This is a genomic window from Nocardiopsis lucentensis DSM 44048 (genome assembly GCF_000341125.1).
Classification (GTDB): domain Bacteria; phylum Actinomycetota; class Actinomycetes; order Streptosporangiales; family Streptosporangiaceae; genus Nocardiopsis; species Nocardiopsis lucentensis.
On sequence record NZ_ANBC01000664.1, the window covers coordinates 1 to 14,008 of the forward strand.

General features: G+C 72.2%; 12 protein-coding genes and 1 pseudogene. 5 read left to right on the top strand and 8 right to left on the bottom strand.

Annotated elements, in window-relative coordinates:
• On the top strand, nt 1-1,320 hold a 1,320-nt coding region (locus tag D471_RS0123400; RefSeq protein ID WP_017600868.1), incomplete at its 5' end, for an FUSC family protein.
• Nucleotides 1,321-1,380: 60 nt separating this feature from the next.
• Here the strand turns inward: D471_RS0123400 and D471_RS0123405 are convergent.
• A complete protein-coding gene (locus D471_RS0123405; RefSeq protein ID WP_017600869.1) occupies nt 1,381-2,034 on the bottom strand; it encodes a cyclase family protein in 654 nt (217 codons plus the stop codon).
• Nucleotides 2,035-2,329: 295 nt separating this feature from the next.
• Between D471_RS0123405 and D471_RS0123410 the strand changes: the two genes are divergently transcribed.
• The 3 genes from D471_RS0123410 (at nt 2,330) to D471_RS0123420 (ending at nt 7,621) form a co-directional block, all read left to right on the top strand.
• Nucleotides 2,330-3,016: a lysophospholipid acyltransferase family protein gene (locus D471_RS0123410; RefSeq protein ID WP_017600870.1), complete on the top strand. Its 687-nt coding sequence runs from the start codon at nt 2,330-2,332 to the stop codon at nt 3,014-3,016.
• Between the two features lie 328 nt (nt 3,017-3,344).
• A complete protein-coding gene (locus tag D471_RS0123415) occupies nt 3,345-4,691 on the top strand; it encodes an FAD-dependent oxidoreductase (RefSeq protein ID WP_017600871.1) in 1,347 nt (448 codons plus the stop codon).
• A 629-nt stretch (nt 4,692-5,320) separates the two neighbouring features.
• Nucleotides 5,321-7,621, top strand: a complete 2,301-nt coding sequence (locus tag D471_RS0123420) for a penicillin-binding transpeptidase domain-containing protein (RefSeq protein ID WP_017600872.1) — start codon at nt 5,321-5,323, stop codon at nt 7,619-7,621.
• 36 nt (nt 7,622-7,657) lie between these two features.
• On the opposite strand, the gene D471_RS0123425 is transcribed toward D471_RS0123420, so the two are convergent.
• From D471_RS0123425 to D471_RS0123450, 6 genes are all read right to left on the bottom strand, one after another.
• Nucleotides 7,658-7,993 carry a DUF3040 domain-containing protein gene (locus D471_RS0123425; protein WP_017600873.1) on the bottom strand — a complete coding sequence of 112 codons (336 nt, stop codon included), beginning with the start codon at nt 7,991-7,993 and terminating at the stop codon, nt 7,658-7,660.
• A 190-nt stretch (nt 7,994-8,183) separates the two neighbouring features.
• Entirely contained in the window at nt 8,184-9,287 is a 1,104-nt protein-coding gene (locus tag D471_RS0123430) for an ABC transporter ATP-binding protein (RefSeq protein WP_051059243.1), read from the bottom strand.
• Complete coding sequence (locus D471_RS0123435; protein WP_017600875.1) at nt 9,284-10,099, bottom strand: ABC transporter permease; 816 nt, start codon at nt 10,097-10,099, stop codon at nt 9,284-9,286. Before D471_RS0123435 ends, D471_RS0123430 begins: the two co-directional genes overlap by 4 nt.
• Nucleotides 10,096-10,935: a molybdate ABC transporter substrate-binding protein gene (modA, locus tag D471_RS0123440; RefSeq protein ID WP_026128005.1), complete on the bottom strand. Its 840-nt coding sequence runs from the start codon at nt 10,933-10,935 to the stop codon at nt 10,096-10,098. Before modA ends, D471_RS0123435 begins: the two co-directional genes overlap by 4 nt.
• Nucleotides 10,928-11,329 (bottom strand): TOBE domain-containing protein, encoded by a 402-nt coding sequence (locus D471_RS0123445; RefSeq protein ID WP_017600877.1) that lies wholly within the window; start codon nt 11,327-11,329, stop codon nt 10,928-10,930. The genes modA and D471_RS0123445 overlap by 8 nt, the downstream gene beginning before the upstream one ends.
• A gap of 141 nt (nt 11,330-11,470) precedes the next feature.
• A complete protein-coding gene (locus D471_RS0123450) occupies nt 11,471-12,151 on the bottom strand; it encodes a class I SAM-dependent methyltransferase (RefSeq protein WP_241479694.1) in 681 nt (226 codons plus the stop codon).
• Between the two features lie 627 nt (nt 12,152-12,778).
• On the opposite strand from D471_RS0123450, the gene D471_RS0123455 reads away from it, so the two are divergent.
• Nucleotides 12,779-13,495 (top strand): nuclear transport factor 2 family protein, encoded by a 717-nt coding sequence (locus D471_RS0123455; RefSeq protein WP_017600879.1) that lies wholly within the window; start codon nt 12,779-12,781, stop codon nt 13,493-13,495.
• Here D471_RS0123455 and D471_RS40410 read toward each other — a convergent pair.
• Nucleotides 13,492-14,008: pseudogene (locus D471_RS40410) on the bottom strand (SAM-dependent methyltransferase); the annotation flags it as partial. The gene D471_RS0123455 and the pseudogene D471_RS40410 sit on opposite strands and share 4 nt — an antisense overlap.

A 14,008-nucleotide genomic window follows, 5' to 3' on the forward strand; every position in this document is an offset into this window, starting at 1 on the left:
CTGCGCTGGGTCTCCGACATCCATCTGGCCGCCACGCAGGTGTCCATGGCCCGGACCAGCTCCCTGCCGGACAACGCGGCCGACTTCGCCGACCGGCTGGTCCCCGCCGTCGCCGAACCCGACCGGGCCCCCGATCCGGCCGACCTCGACGACCTGCGACGCGGTATGCGCCCGCGCTCCCTGGAGGCTCGGCTGTACGGTCTGCTGGCCAGGGCCGCGCAGGCGGCGCACCGCTCCGGCCACGACGAGGAGGACGAGCACGCCCGCGAGCTGGACGACCAGCGCTACCCGGCACTGTGGGGGGCGCTGAGGTCCAGCCTGAGCCCGGAATCCCTGATCCGGCCGACCGCGCTGCGCATGTGGATCACCGTGACTCTGGGCGGGGCGTTCGGGCTGTGGCTCGGGCTGGACCACTACTACTGGGTGGCGATCACCGCGACCGCCGTCCTCCAGGGCGGCAACGTCGTCCTGACGGTCAACCGGTCGCTCCAGCGGTCGCTGGGCACCTTGATCGGCGTGGTGATCGCCGCGGTCCTGCTCTCCCTCGACCTGCCGCTGCCCGCGGTCGTGGTCCTGGCCGGGACCTTCATGGGCCTGACCCAGCTGGTCGTGGGCCGCAACTTCTTCTACGCGTCGGTTCTGCTCACCCCGATGGCACTGCTGCTGTCCCACACGGCCTCGCCCCACCCGATCACGGCGCTGGCCGAGTCGCGCATCATCGACACCGTGGTCGGTTCGCTGTTCGGTCTGGCGGGGGCGCTCCTGCTGTGGCGCAGCGCGTCGGCCGCCCGGTTGCCGCAGGCGATCATCGGGGTCCTGGACAACGCCCGCCAGTGCGTGGTCGCGGTCCTGGACCAGGACGTGCGAATCGGACCGGAGCGCCGGTACCAGCTGCGGCGCGACATGCGGGCGGCCCTGGTCAACCTGCGCGGGGTCTACGAGAGCGCGATCGGCGACGTGCCCCGGGCAGCCGCCACCCGCCCGCTGTGGCCGGTCGTGGTGGCCACGCAGCGCACCGGGTACCTGGCGCTGTCCGCCCTGGCGTTGGAGCACCCCGCCCCGGTGGGCGTCATCACGCTCCAGCGGGTGGACCTGGCCTTCAGGGAGCTGGTGGCGTCGATGGAGGAGCGGCGCACACCGCGTCTGGGCGCACTGCCGAGGCTGCCCGCCTATCCGCGGATCAACATGGAGCTGCGGGCGCTGTCCAACTCGATGACCAACGCGGTCGCCCAGGACGAGCGCGCGGCCCAGCAGGAGGCCGAACGCCGTGCCCTGCGGGAGAAGCGGCGCGCGCAAAAGGACGTGGACGCCGACCTTTGAGGACCGGCGGGTCGCACGTCGCGGCCCGCGGACGCTGGCAGGCCGGCGTCCCGGGAACCGTCAGTCCAGGAGGGCGAAGGCGCGTACGGGGAAGGCGGCCATGCCGCGCACCTTGGCGGGCACGGCGTAGAAGGTGAACCCCTCCTCCGGCAGCTGGTCGAGGAGGCACAGGTGTGAGACGACCGGGATACCGGCCGCCAGCAGGAGGGCGAGCGCGGGACGGGCGCCCTCCGCGGCGGGGGAGGTGTCGTCCACGCCGATCCCGTCGACTCCGACCAGCCTGGCGCCGCCGTCGACGAGGGCCTTGGCCGCGTCCTCGGTCAGGTGGGGGTGGTCGTGGCCGCCGTAGGCCTCGGTGCGCCAGTGGCGGGGCCCCCCCGGGCGCACGAGCACGGCGCGACCGCGCACGTCGACACCGGAGAGGACCTCCGGGCCGATGGCGCGCGCGCCCGTGGCGGTGACCACCACACCGGGCAGGTCGGCGACCCGGTCCAGGTCGAGGTCGGCCAGGTCGGCTCCGTCCCGGTAGCGGTGGGAGGGCATCTCCACGTACGTCCCGGTGGCCCCGACCATGGTGACCCGTCCGCTGCTGGTCTCGTGGCCGGGCCCGGAGCCGCCGGAGGCGGTCCCCTCCTCCACGGCGGGTTCGGGCAGCCCCGGACAGGTGGTCATCCCGTCGGTGATCTGGTGGCTGACGTCGACCAGTTTCGGCATGGCTGTCTCCCTCGCTTCGCACGCGCGTCCGGAACGACCCCCGCACCCTCGCCAGAGGTCTAGACCAACAGCCTAGCGCGTGTGGCCCACGTCACGGCAGTGGGAGAAAGCGGAAAGACCGGCTGGACCGGGGCACACCGTGCACGCGCGAACCCCGATACGCTCGGAGGCAACACGGCGGTGGACCGTGACACCAGGACGTGATCCGCGGATACCGCTGATGTGTCCGCGGAGCGTGCCCTGGGGCACCCCTCCCCGCACCACCCGGCAACCATGAAGAAGGGGCGACCCCATCGTGTCACTGTACGGAGCCGCCAAGGCCGTCATCGCGCCCGCGACACGCCTGGTGTGGCCGCAGCGCGTGGAGGGCGTCCACCACGTCCCCGCGCGGGGACCGGTGATCCTGGCCGCCAACCACCTCGCGCTCATCGACCCGCTCTTCATCGGCGTGGCCTGCCCCCGCCCCGTGCGCTTCATCGCCAAGCAGGAGCTCTTCGACGAGGGGACGCTGCCCAAACGGGCCTTCACGCGCGCGCTGCGCGCCATCGGCCAGCTGTCGGTGGACCGCCGCCCCGGACAGAGCGCGCGGGAGGCCATGGACAACAGCCTCGAGGTGCTACGCGGCGGCGAGGTCTTCGGGATCTTCCCCGAGGGCACGCGCTCGCCCGACGGCCGACTGTACCGGGGACAGACCGGCCTGGCCTGGCTCGCGCTGACCACGGGCGCCCCGGTGGTGCCGGTGGCGCTGGCGGGGACGGAGCGGATTCTGCCCGGCGGCCGGCGGATCCCGTCGTTCAACCGCGTCGGGGTGCGCTTCGGGGAACCGGTGGACCTGTCGCCGTGGGAGGACCAGGCCCACAGGGCCAAGGCGCGCCGGTCGGCCACGGACGCCATCATGGCCGCGATCGCCAAGCTGTCCGGCCAGGATCAGGTACCCCGGTTCGCCGCGTCGGTCAAGGCCGAGCTGTCCCAGGGGAGCTGACCCCCGCCTCGGTCCGGCCCGCCACCCGCTCCGGATCGTGACTTTCCCCACACCCGGCAACGGGCTGATCCGCCCTTGACCGGGCGTTGACCCCCGGTGAGACACCTCGTCGGGACATGCCGAAGGGGCCACAACCCCCTTCCCGTCTGGAATGTCGCGCGAGTGGCCGTGCCTGGGGCCCACCACCCCCGCGGGGCCGCGAGAGCAATTGCCTACCTTTATAGTAGGTTTTCCCGGTGCCACCACCGGTTAGATTAGGTAAGCCTAACCAATGGCGTCCGACCTTGGCGCGAAGACTTGGAGCTGTGCGATGACGCGACCACTGCGAGTGGGAATCGTGGGTGCGGGGCCCGCGGGCATTTACGCCGCGGACCTGCTCACCAAGGACGAGACCCTGTCCGCGTGCGGCACGTCCGTCAGCATCGACATCCTCGACAAACTGCCCTCCCCCTACGGTCTGGTCCGCTACGGCGTCGCCCCGGACCACCCCCGGATCAAGCAGATCCAGGGAGCGCTGCACAAGATCCTGGACAAGCCCGAGATCACCTTCTACGGCAACGTCGAGTACGGCATCGACCTCAAACTCGAGGATCTGCGCCAGTACTACGACGCGGTCATCTTCGCCACCGGCAGCGACCGGGACCGGCCGCTGGACGTCCCCGGCGTCGACCTGCCCGGGAGCCACGGAGCCGCGGACTTCGTCTTCTGGTACGACTCCCACCCCGACGTCTCCCCCTCCTGGCACGTCGAGGGCACCAGCGTCGCCGTGATCGGTGCGGGCAACGTCGCCGTCGACGTCGCCCGGATCCTCGCCAAGAGCGCCGAGGACCTGCTGGAGACCGACATCACCGACAACGTCTACGAAGGTCTGCGCGCCAAGCAGATCACCGACGTCCACGTCTTCGCCCGCCGCGGCATCGCCCAGTGCAAGGCGACGCCGATGGAGCTGCGCGAGCTGGACAAGCAGCCCGGGGTCGAGGTCATCGTCTACCCCGAGGACTTCGACATGGACGAGGGCAGCCTCCAGGCGTGCGAAGAGTCCAACCAGGTCAAGACCAACGTCAAGGTCCTCCAGAACTGGGCGATCCGCGACCCCAAGGGCTCCGAGCGCCGTCTGCACCTGCACTTCCTGCACCGCCCGGTCGAGATCACCGGTGAGGACCGCGTCACCGGCCTGCGCACCGAGCGCATGGAGCTCACCGGCGACGGCAACGTCAAGGGCACCGGCGAGTTCGTCGACCACGAGGTCCAGGCCGTCTACCGCGCCATCGGCTACCTGGGCTCCCCCTTGGCCGACCTGCCCTTCGACGAGGAGCGCGGCGTGGTCCCCAACGCCGAGGGCCGGGTCCTGGACCTGGACGAGCAGCCCATCGAGGGCGTGTACGCCACCGGGTGGATCAAGCGTGGCCCCGTGGGCCTGATCGGTCACACCAAGGGCGACGCCCTGGAGACGGTCACCAACCTGGTGGCCGACCGCGAGGCCCTCACCCCCGCCGCCGAGCCCGACCCGGTCGCCTTCCGCGCCCTGCTGGAGGCGCGCGGCGTGCGGTACACCACCTGGGAGGGGTGGCAGCGGATCGAGGCCCGCGAGGAGGAGCTGGGCACCGAGCGCGGCCGCAAGCGCCTGAAGCTGCGCTCCCGAGAGGAACAGACCAGCATCGCGCGCCAGGAGTAGGCCCTTCGCCGTGGACGCCGCCGGTGGGTGTCCGCGGCGCATGGCCCGGCCTTCGCGCGTGAGCTCCCGGCCGGTCCCGCGCCCCTCTGCGGGACCGGCCCTTCCTTGTTCCCGATACCGGCCGGTAGTCACCGTGAGATCGCTCATGCCGTCCCAGCCCGTGTCCCGGAACAACGAGCCGGTCGTATGGGTTAGAGTCACTGTTGGTCGGTGTGGTAGCAAGTGTCCCCCGGGCCTCAACTATTGCCTTCGCGGAATACCGCGTACGGCCCCGCCCTCCGGGTGGGTGACCGTACGGACAGGAGCCCCGTTGTGCCCCGCGCCGAGAGGCGACCGCCATACCGGCCATCACACGTCGTGCCCCGCTCCCACCTCGGTGGGGGCGGGGCGCGCGGTTTGTTACGGGTCGCCGACCCGACTCGGCGGGGACCTCCTCCCCCTCCCCTTCCCGCGACACCACCCCACCAGGGGAGCGTCGTCCGCGCGCGGACCGGAACTTCTCCCGCGCCACCGGGGTCCTAGGATCCTGTAGGACGCGGTACGTGCTCCCGGCGGCCAGTCGGGTGTCCGACCGCAAGTTCGGTCCCTCAGGTCCGAGAAGCTGACGACGTAGCGAAGGACGATCAGGCGTGGATGACTGGTCCCCCCGGCAGCCCGGCTCTCCCGGGCCTCCCGAGGGTTCGGACGACACACGAGCACGGGGCGCCCGGCCGGAGAACCCGTACCGCATCCCGCGGCGGTCGGAGACTCCCCCCACCCCCGAGCCCGACCACCCCGGCCTCCCCAACCCCGTGGCACCCCCGGAAACCCACCAGGCTCCGCGCCCCCCGCAGGGCCCCGACGACTCCTGGGACGTTCCCGTCCCACAGCCCCACCCGGTCGTCCCCGAGGACTCCCCGGCCGCCCGGGCGGAGGACAGCTGGGCCGAGAGCGGCTGGGGTGACCCCCGGCCGGACGAGGCGCACCGCGCGGAGCCACCGCACCAGGGCGTACCCGCCCACGGGGGCGACACGCCCTACCCGATCGGGGTGGCCTCGCACGCGGAACCGGACGGATGGACCCCCGAGCGGACGGAACGGGGATGGGGTCCCGAGGCACCCCGGTCGCGGGACTGGTCCGGAGCCGCTCCGGCCGGGCCCGGATACGACGATGACGAGTACCCGTACGGAGGCGGCTCCGGGGGCCCCGGCGTTCCCGACGGCCCCGGAGGCCCCGGAGGCCCGTACGGCCCCGGCGTTCCCGACGGTCCCGACGCCTTCGAACCGCCGAAGCGCCGATCGCGTAAGGGTCTGGTCATCGGCGTGGTCGCCGCGGTGGCGGTGCTGGCGCTGATCGGCGGCGCCGTGTCCTGGTTCGTGCTGGGCAGGCCCCGGCCGGAGGAGGCGCTCACCGCCTACGCCGCCGCCTGGGAGGAGCGCGACTACGCGGGGCTGGCCGCCGTCACCACCGGAGGTGACGCGGCCGCGGTCATGGAGGGGCTCGACGCGGGTCTGGGCCTGGATACGGTCTCCGTCGAGGTCGGTGCCGCGACGGTCGACGGAGGCGACGGAAGCGCGCCCTATGAGGTGACCGTCACCATGTCGGGCGCCAGCGACTGGGGGTGGGAGGGCGAACTCCCCCTCGTCCGGGAGGACGGGCAGTGGCTCGTCGACTTCACGCCCGAGGTCGCCTACCCCGGGCTGGGCGAGGGCCAGGTCCTCGCCCGCACGACCGTCTGGGGCGAACGCGGCCGCATCCTGGCCGCCGACGGCACCCAGATGGACGCGCCGGGAGTGTCCGGGTCGCTCCAGATGCTCACCGGATCCCTGGGTGAGGCCACCGAGGAGGACGTCGAGCGGCTCCGCCCCGCCTACAGCGTCGGCGACACCATCGGCGTGTCCGGGCTCCAGCGCACCTACGAGGAGCGCCTGGCCGGTGAGGCGGCCACGACCATCCTCATGGTCGACGCGGCCGCCGCCGAGGACCCCGCGTCGCTGGAGGCCACGGAGGACAACACGGTCGCGACCCTGGACGGCAGCGACGGCCAGGACGTCACCACCAGCATCGACATGGCCGTGCAGGAGGCGGCGGCCACCGCCATCCTCACCTCGGACGACCCCGCGGGAATGGTCGCCGTGCGCCCCTCCACCGGTGAGATCCTGGCGGTGGTGAACGTCCCCGGCGGGTTCAACCGCGCCTTCGAGGGCCGGTACCCGCCCGGTTCCGCGCTCAAGATCATCTCCTACAGCGCGCTGCTCGACGCCGGTATGACCACCGACACCACGATGCAGTGCCCGGAGGAGTACAACCCGGGCGGCTGGGCGTTCGTCAACGCGGGCGGGGCCGGCTACGGTGCGCAGACGATGACCGAGGCGTTCGCGACCTCCTGCAACACGGCTCTGGTGGCCGGCGTGGTCGAGCGGCTGTCGTCGGAGGACCTGGTGGCCAGCGCCGAGCAGTTCGGGATGAACGCGCCGCTGGACATCGGGGTGCCCAACTTCGACCCCAGCTTCCCGGCCCCGGACGGCGCCGTGATGATGGGGGCGCAGAGCATCGGCCAGGGCCAGGTCGAGTCCTCCCCGCTGCACATGGCCACGGTTCCGGCCGCGATCGCCGACGGCTCCTGGCGGCACCCGGTGTTGGTGACCGACCCGGCCCGCGACGATCTGCCCGAGCCGAACCCGATCGCCAACGCCGAGTCCATCCGCCCGATGATGCGCGCCGTGGTCACCGACGGCACCGCCCGTGACGCGGGCTTCCAGGGCGAGGTGTACGGCAAGACCGGCAGCGCCGAGTACGGCACCCCGGAGGGTGAGGACGACGAGCTGCCCACCCACGCGTGGATGGTCGGCTACAAGGCTGACGTCGCCTTCGCCCTGGTCGTCGACGGAGGAGGCGGCGGCGGGTCCGTGGCGGGACCGATCGCCGCGATGTTCACCAACGCGCTCTGACCCGGCGGACCCCCGGCCCCCGCCGCCGGTGGTCCGTCACGGCGCCGTCCCGGGCGGGTCCAGCCCGATCGGGGCGGGCGCCATCGGGGTGTCGGCGGGTTCGGTCGTCTCGGTCGTCTCGGCGGGATTGGGCGGCGAGGGCGGGGGCGCGCTCGGTGTGAGGACGAAGAGCAGAACCAACAGTCCGGCGGTGACCGCCGCGATCACGGCGCACGCCACCCACGGCCGCCAGCCGCTCAGGCTGGGGTCGGCCGGAGCATCGGGATCGTCGGACCCGAAGGCCTCCAGACGCCCGGCGAGCTCCGGTGCCTCCTCGCTGAGCTGCCGTTCGATCTCCGCGAGGATTCTTCGCTCATGTTCTCTCAGCGACATGGCACCCTCCTCAGCCGCCGGGGGAAGGACTGTCATCTCCGGGTGCCTACAGTCTCCCCCGGCTGAGGGTCGGATATCCAGGTTCCGAGGTTTTTCCTCGTACGGATTCGACCCATCCGAGGGCTGACGTTTGCACTGGTCCGGGCCACGCTCACCGCCGTGCCCGGCGGTTTCCGGGAGCCGGCCCCGCTCAACCCGGGTAGCACTCCGCCTCGGCGGCCTTCACCGCCGCCCAGACCGGGGCACCCGGCACCAGCCCCAGCTCGGCCAGCGCGGCCGGACTGATGTCGGCCGACAGCGGCATCGGCCCCACCAGGTGGACCCTGACCTGGTCGCCGAACCGCTCGACGCCGTCCACGGTGAGCCGCCACAGATTGCGCGGACTGCCGTGCGGCCGGTCCGCGTACAGCGCGACGGCTCGCGGGGGGAAGGCCACCAGGACCTCGCCCTCGTGCGGCTCGTGGACGTGGACCACCCAGGGCGCCCGTGCGTCCCGCCGGTCCACGGTCACCTCGGTTCCCTCGGCCGTGCCCCGGAACAGGTTGAGCCCGACCAGACGGGCGACGTACGGGGTGCGGGGCCGCCTGGCCACCTCGGCCGGCGTCCCCTGCTGGACGATCCGGCCCGACTCGACCACGGCCACCCGGTCGGCCAGGACCATCGCGTCCAGAGGGTCGTGGGTCACCAGGACGGCCGCGCCGTCGAAGTCCTCCAGCAGGTGGCGGAGCCGGGCGCGCACGTCGACGCGCGTGCTGGCGTCCAGAGCCGCCATCGGCTCGTCCAGGAGCAGCAACCGTGGGCGCACGGCCAGCGCCCGGGCCAGCGCCACCCTCTGGGCCTGCCCGCCGGACAGCCGCCCCGGCCGGGACCGCGCCTGGGCGGACAGATCCATGCCCTCCAGGAGCTCGGCCGCCCGGGCGCGCGCGACCGCCTTGGACAGGCCCTGGCAGCGCGGCCCGAAGGCGACGTTGTCCAGGGCGCTCATGTGACGGAAGAGCAGGTAGTCCTGGAAGACCACGCCGACGGGGCGCCGCTCGACCGGGGTGGTGGTCTCGTCGCGTCCCCCGACCCGCACGTGCCCGTCGGTGAGCGGGACCAGACCGGCCAGGGCGCGCAGGGCCGAGGACTTGCCCGCGCCGTTGGGGCCGAGCAGGGCGAGGACCTCCCCCTCCGCGACCTCCAGCGTCACGTCGAGGGTGAAGTCGCCCCGCGCGAGCCGCAACCGGGCGTCGAGGGCGGGGACATCGGCCCCGGGGCGGGGCGCCGGGGCGCGTCGGCCGTCGTTGGTGGTCACGTCCACCTCCCGCGGAGTCCGGCCAGGACGGCCAGGGAGACGATCAGCAGGACGAGGCTGAGCACGACGGCGGCCTCGGGGTCGCGCTGCATGGCCATGTACACCGCCAGGGGCATGGTCTGGGTGGTGCCGGGGAAGTTCCCGGCGAAGGTGATGGTGGCGCCGAACTCGCCCAGGGCGCGGGCCCAGCACAGGGCCGCGCCCGCGCCGACGCCCGGCAGGACCATGGGCAGGGTGACGCGGGCGAAGACGGTGGTGCGGTTGGCGCCGAGGGTGGCGGCCGCCTCCTCGAAGCGGGCGTCCACTCCGCGCAGCGCGCCCTCCACGCTCACGACCAGGAACGGCATCGCCACGAACACCTGGGCGATGACGACGGCGGCCGTGGTGAACGGCAGCGTCAGCCCGAACCAGGCGTCGAGGTGGCGGCCGAGCAGGCCGTTGCGCCCCAGGACCAGGAGCAGCGCCACACCGCCGACCACCGGCGGGATGACCAGGGGAACGGTGACCAGGGCGCGGACCAGGCGCCGTCCGGGGAAGTCCGCACGGGCCAGCAGCCAGGCCAGCGGCACCCCCAGGACCAAGCACACGGCCGTGGCGGCGGTGGCGGTGGACAGGGACAGCCACAGCGCGGACAGCACCGCCGGATCGGTGATCCGTGCGCCCATGGTCGCCCAGGGGGTGCTGACGAGCAGGCCGAGCAGAGGCAGGACCAGGAAGGCGACGCCGAGCAGAGCGGGGACGAGCAGGATCCAGGGCGGGCGCCCCGAGCGGGCGCGCAGCGCGCGCCCGCGGGTGGGGGCAGGGGTGGTCACGGCGTCCCGAATCCGGCGGCGGTGAGCGCGTCGGCCCCGGTGTCGGACAGGACGAGGTCGACCCATGCGGCGGCCAGTTCGGGTTCGGGGGCCCCGGCCAGGACTCCGACGGGGTACTCGTTGACCGCGGAGCCGGACTCGGGGAAGTCGATGCCCTCGACCGCGTCTCCCGCGGCCGCGACGTCGGTGGCGTAGACCAGCCCGGCGTCGACCTCGCCGAGCTCGACCTTGGTCAGGACGGCGCGGACGTCCTGCTCCAGGGTGACTGCGGCGATCTCGACGTCCGCCGTGTCGGTGACGGCGGCGGTGGCCGCACCGCACGGGACCTCCGGCGCGGACAGGGCGGTGGCCACGGAGTCGTCGGAGAGGTCGGCCAGATCCTCGACACCCGCGGGGTTGTCCGCGGGCACGGCGATGCGCAGGGTGTTGGTGGCGAAGACCCCGCCGTCCTCACCGTGGTCGGCGGCCCACGCGGTGTCCAGACCCGCGCCGTCGACGACCAGGGCCATGGTGTCGGTGTTGGCGGAGGCGAACACGTCGGCGGGGGCACCGGAGTTGATCTGGGTGGCCAGGGCACTGCTTCCCGCGAAGCTCAGCTCGACCTCGACACCCGGGTTGTCGGCCTCGAACTCCTCGGCGAGTTCGGTGAAGACGTCGGTGAGGGAGGCGGCGGCCAGGACGGTGAGCGTTCCGGCGGGCCCGGTCTCCGAGGCGGTTCCCGCCCCGTCCCGCCCGGCGTCGTCGGCCGCGGAACAGGAGGTCAGGGCGAGGGCTCCGGCCATGAGAGGGGCCGTCCACCGAAGGGCGGCGCGGGGGTGTCGGGGGCTCTCAGGCATGGTGGCCTCCGGAGGTCTCGACGATGACGTTGGTGGACTTGACGATCGCCGTGGCCAGACCGCCGACCTGGAGGTCGAGCTCGTCGGCGGCCTCACGGCTCATCAGGGAGACCACGCGGTGGGGTCCGGCCTGGATCTCGACACTGGCCATGACACCGTCGCGGGTCACGCTGGTGACCAGCCCGCGGAAGCGGTTGCGCGCGGAGGAGTACCCGCGGGCGGGGTCGTCCTCGGGGGCGGCGCGCAGGTGCCTGGCGAGCGCGGCTCCGTCAAGCAGGCGCCGGCCCGACTCGTCGCGTGTGGCGGGGAGGCGACCGGAGTCGACCATCCGCCGGACGGTGTCGGCGCTGACGCCGAGAAGCTCGGCCGCGTCGCTGATCCGGTAGGTGGGCATGGGAAGAACGTAGCACTGGCTTTCGCGAACTATCCAACGGAATCATGCTCGCATTCGCGATCTTGTATGGATCTTCTACTCGAATGTGCGAGGTTGGCGCTTCCTTGTGGGTTCGTCCGTCTCTCGAGGCCGTGAGGCGGCCTACCCCCGGTTGCCGAGGAAGAGTTCCGAGCGGTAGGCGACCTCAAGGGCCCCGTCCCGTACGTGGTCCTCGCACAGCGCGCGCACCAGATCCAGGAACCCCTCTCCCTCGCGGTCGACCGCCCGTCGCACCTGGGTCGAGGACGCGGCCATGCTCACGAAGTCGGCCACGTCCACCCGCCTGCGCCAGGTGAGGACCGAGACTCCGACGTGCCCGCCCGTCGGGTCGAACCCCGCCGCCAGTTCCCCGGCGATGTCGAAATCGCGGTAGTCGCGGGTGTGACCCGGGCTGTGCCGCTCCAGCAGGGCCTCATAGGCGTCGAGGAACTCGCTGGCGGTGTGGTCGCGGTTGTTCTGCACCACCGCGAGCAGTCCTCCGGGCGCCAACGCGCCGACGCAGGCCGAGACGAACCGGGGGCGGTCCATCCACTGGTAGGACTGCGCGGCCACGACGAGCTGCACGGGGCCGTCGAGCGCCTCCAGGAACGGTTCGGCGGCCCCGACCGCCCACCGCACGTCCGGAAACTTCGCGCGGCCCCGGTCGACCATGTCCTCGGACACGTCGACGGCGAGGTAACGCGCCTCCTCCCCCAGGGCCGGGCGCAGCCCCTCCAGCGCGATTCCCGTGCCCGCGCCCGCGTCCACGACCGTCACCTCGGGAAAGTACGGGAGCTCGCGCACGATGGTTCTGAAGAATTCCCGCGGGTAACGCGGCCTGTGCTGGTCATAGACTTCACCGAGGCCGTCGAACTTCTGTTTCGTTCCCATGCCCACGTCCCTTCCGAAATGGCCGGTGAAGCCCCTTGACCGGAACGAACGGGAGAATACCGCGGGCCCCACCCGCTGATCAGCAGATGTGTGAAAAACCGAACAGGAAACGGATCTCGACACCCACCACCGTACCCGAGCCACATCCTGAACCCGCGCGCGCACCAGCGATGCGACGACGGTGTCAGCACACGTCAAACCGAAAGTCCGGGCACCCGGAAGTTATGCGTGGGTGTGGCCGAATCCGGACAGCAGGAGACCGATGAACTGCGATAGCGGGAACCCAACGCCTCCGTCCACGGAAAACCCGATTCCGCTCAGCCGCACGTGAGGAAGGCGGAACCGAACCGAAACAACCCCCCCATCGGCGGAAATCGCCACGGAGAAAGGGAAACCGTCGGACCGTGGCACGGTCGGGCAGGCCGTGCGGCTGACCGTCACGTGACCCCGCCTTGGGCGAACCGGTACCAGTAGGGGGCGCACGCTGGAAGGGAGGGTGGAACCGCCCCACGGCAACCCCTGTCCGGAAGGAGGCGGATCATGTCCGCCGCAGCTGAGACCGCCCGACCCTTCGACGCCGAACTGCTCAAGCGCGCGGTGGAGGCACGCGACGCCGACACCTTCCTGGCGCAGTTCTCCGACGACGCCGAACTGGAGATGTTCGACCAGCACACCCCGCCCAGCGCCCCCACCGTGCTGCACGGCAGGGACGCCATCGGGGCGACCATGCGGGAGCTGTTCGCCAGGGACATGCGCCACGAGGTGCTCCAGTGCGTGGTCGAGGGCGACCACGCCGCCTACACCGAGCGGTGCTCCTACCCCGACGGCAGCAAGGTCATGAGCATGACGATGCTGGACCTGCGGGACGGCCGTATCGTCCACCAGGCGACAGTGCAGGCCTTCGACGAGGAGCACGCCACCGGGATCGAGGTGGGTGACTTCACGGCGCCCGCCGAGAGCGAGGAAGCGGAACTGAGCCGTGCCGACGTGGTGCGTGTCGGCGGCATGGCCGTCGTCCGGCTCACCCTCGAACCCGGATGGCGCTGGTCGAAGGATGTCGGCCCCGCCTTGGGCACCGATCTGTGCATGTTGGACCACTGCGGGTACATCGTGTCCGGATCGCTGTGCGTCCGGATGGCGGACGGCTCCGAGCGTCTCCTCCACGCCGGGGAGATCGCACGCATCCCGCCCGGCCACGACGGATGGGTCGTCGGTGACGAACAGGCGATCATCGTCGACTGGAAGGCGAGGAACTAGGGGCACACCCGTGCGGTGTGCACCGTCGGGGCCGCCAGATAGAAGGCGTCCGGGCGCCACAGGACGCCGTCCGGGGCGTCCGGATCCGCCAGTCGTTCCACCGTGGCCCGGTCCTCGGCGTCGAGCACGTCGCCCAACGTGTCCAGCACGTGCTCCAGGTGGACGCGCAGGAACTCGCGTACCCGGGGGTCCAGCGGCGCCGTGTGTTCGATGAGGAAGGTCCGCGACCCCGTGGGGACCAGACCGGCGCGCGCGAGCATGGCGGGCCAGTCCTCCACCTGGTCCACCGACCCGGGCAGTCCGGCACGCATCTGCGAGAAACGCTCCTCCCAGGCGGCGTTGAGCCGCGCCTGGAGCCCGGGGCGGCCGATGCCGATGTCCCGGGGAAGGTAACGCGGGGGCAGTCCGCCCTCGGCGACCGCGAGCAGCCCTCCGGGGCGCAGGGCCGCGGCGAGCCCGTCCAGAGCCGCCTGCTGATCGCCGACGTGGTGGACGGTCTGGCTGGGCCCGAAG

Excerpts from the sequence above, each read along its gene's own strand:
- D471_RS0123455 (WP_017600879.1), top strand. The coding sequence starts at position 12,779 with ATGTCCGCCGCAGCTGAGACCGCCCGACCCTTCGACGCCGAACTGCTC.
- D471_RS0123445 (WP_017600877.1), bottom strand. The coding sequence starts at position 11,329 with ATGCCCACCTACCGGATCAGCGACGCGGCCGAGCTTCTCGGCGTCAGC.
- D471_RS0123405 (WP_017600869.1), bottom strand. The coding sequence starts at position 2,034 with ATGCCGAAACTGGTCGACGTCAGCCACCAGATCACCGACGGGATGACC.
- D471_RS0123425 (WP_017600873.1), bottom strand. The coding sequence starts at position 7,993 with ATGTCGCTGAGAGAACATGAGCGAAGAATCCTCGCGGAGATCGAACGG.
- modA (WP_026128005.1), bottom strand. The coding sequence starts at position 10,935 with ATGCCTGAGAGCCCCCGACACCCCCGCGCCGCCCTTCGGTGGACGGCC.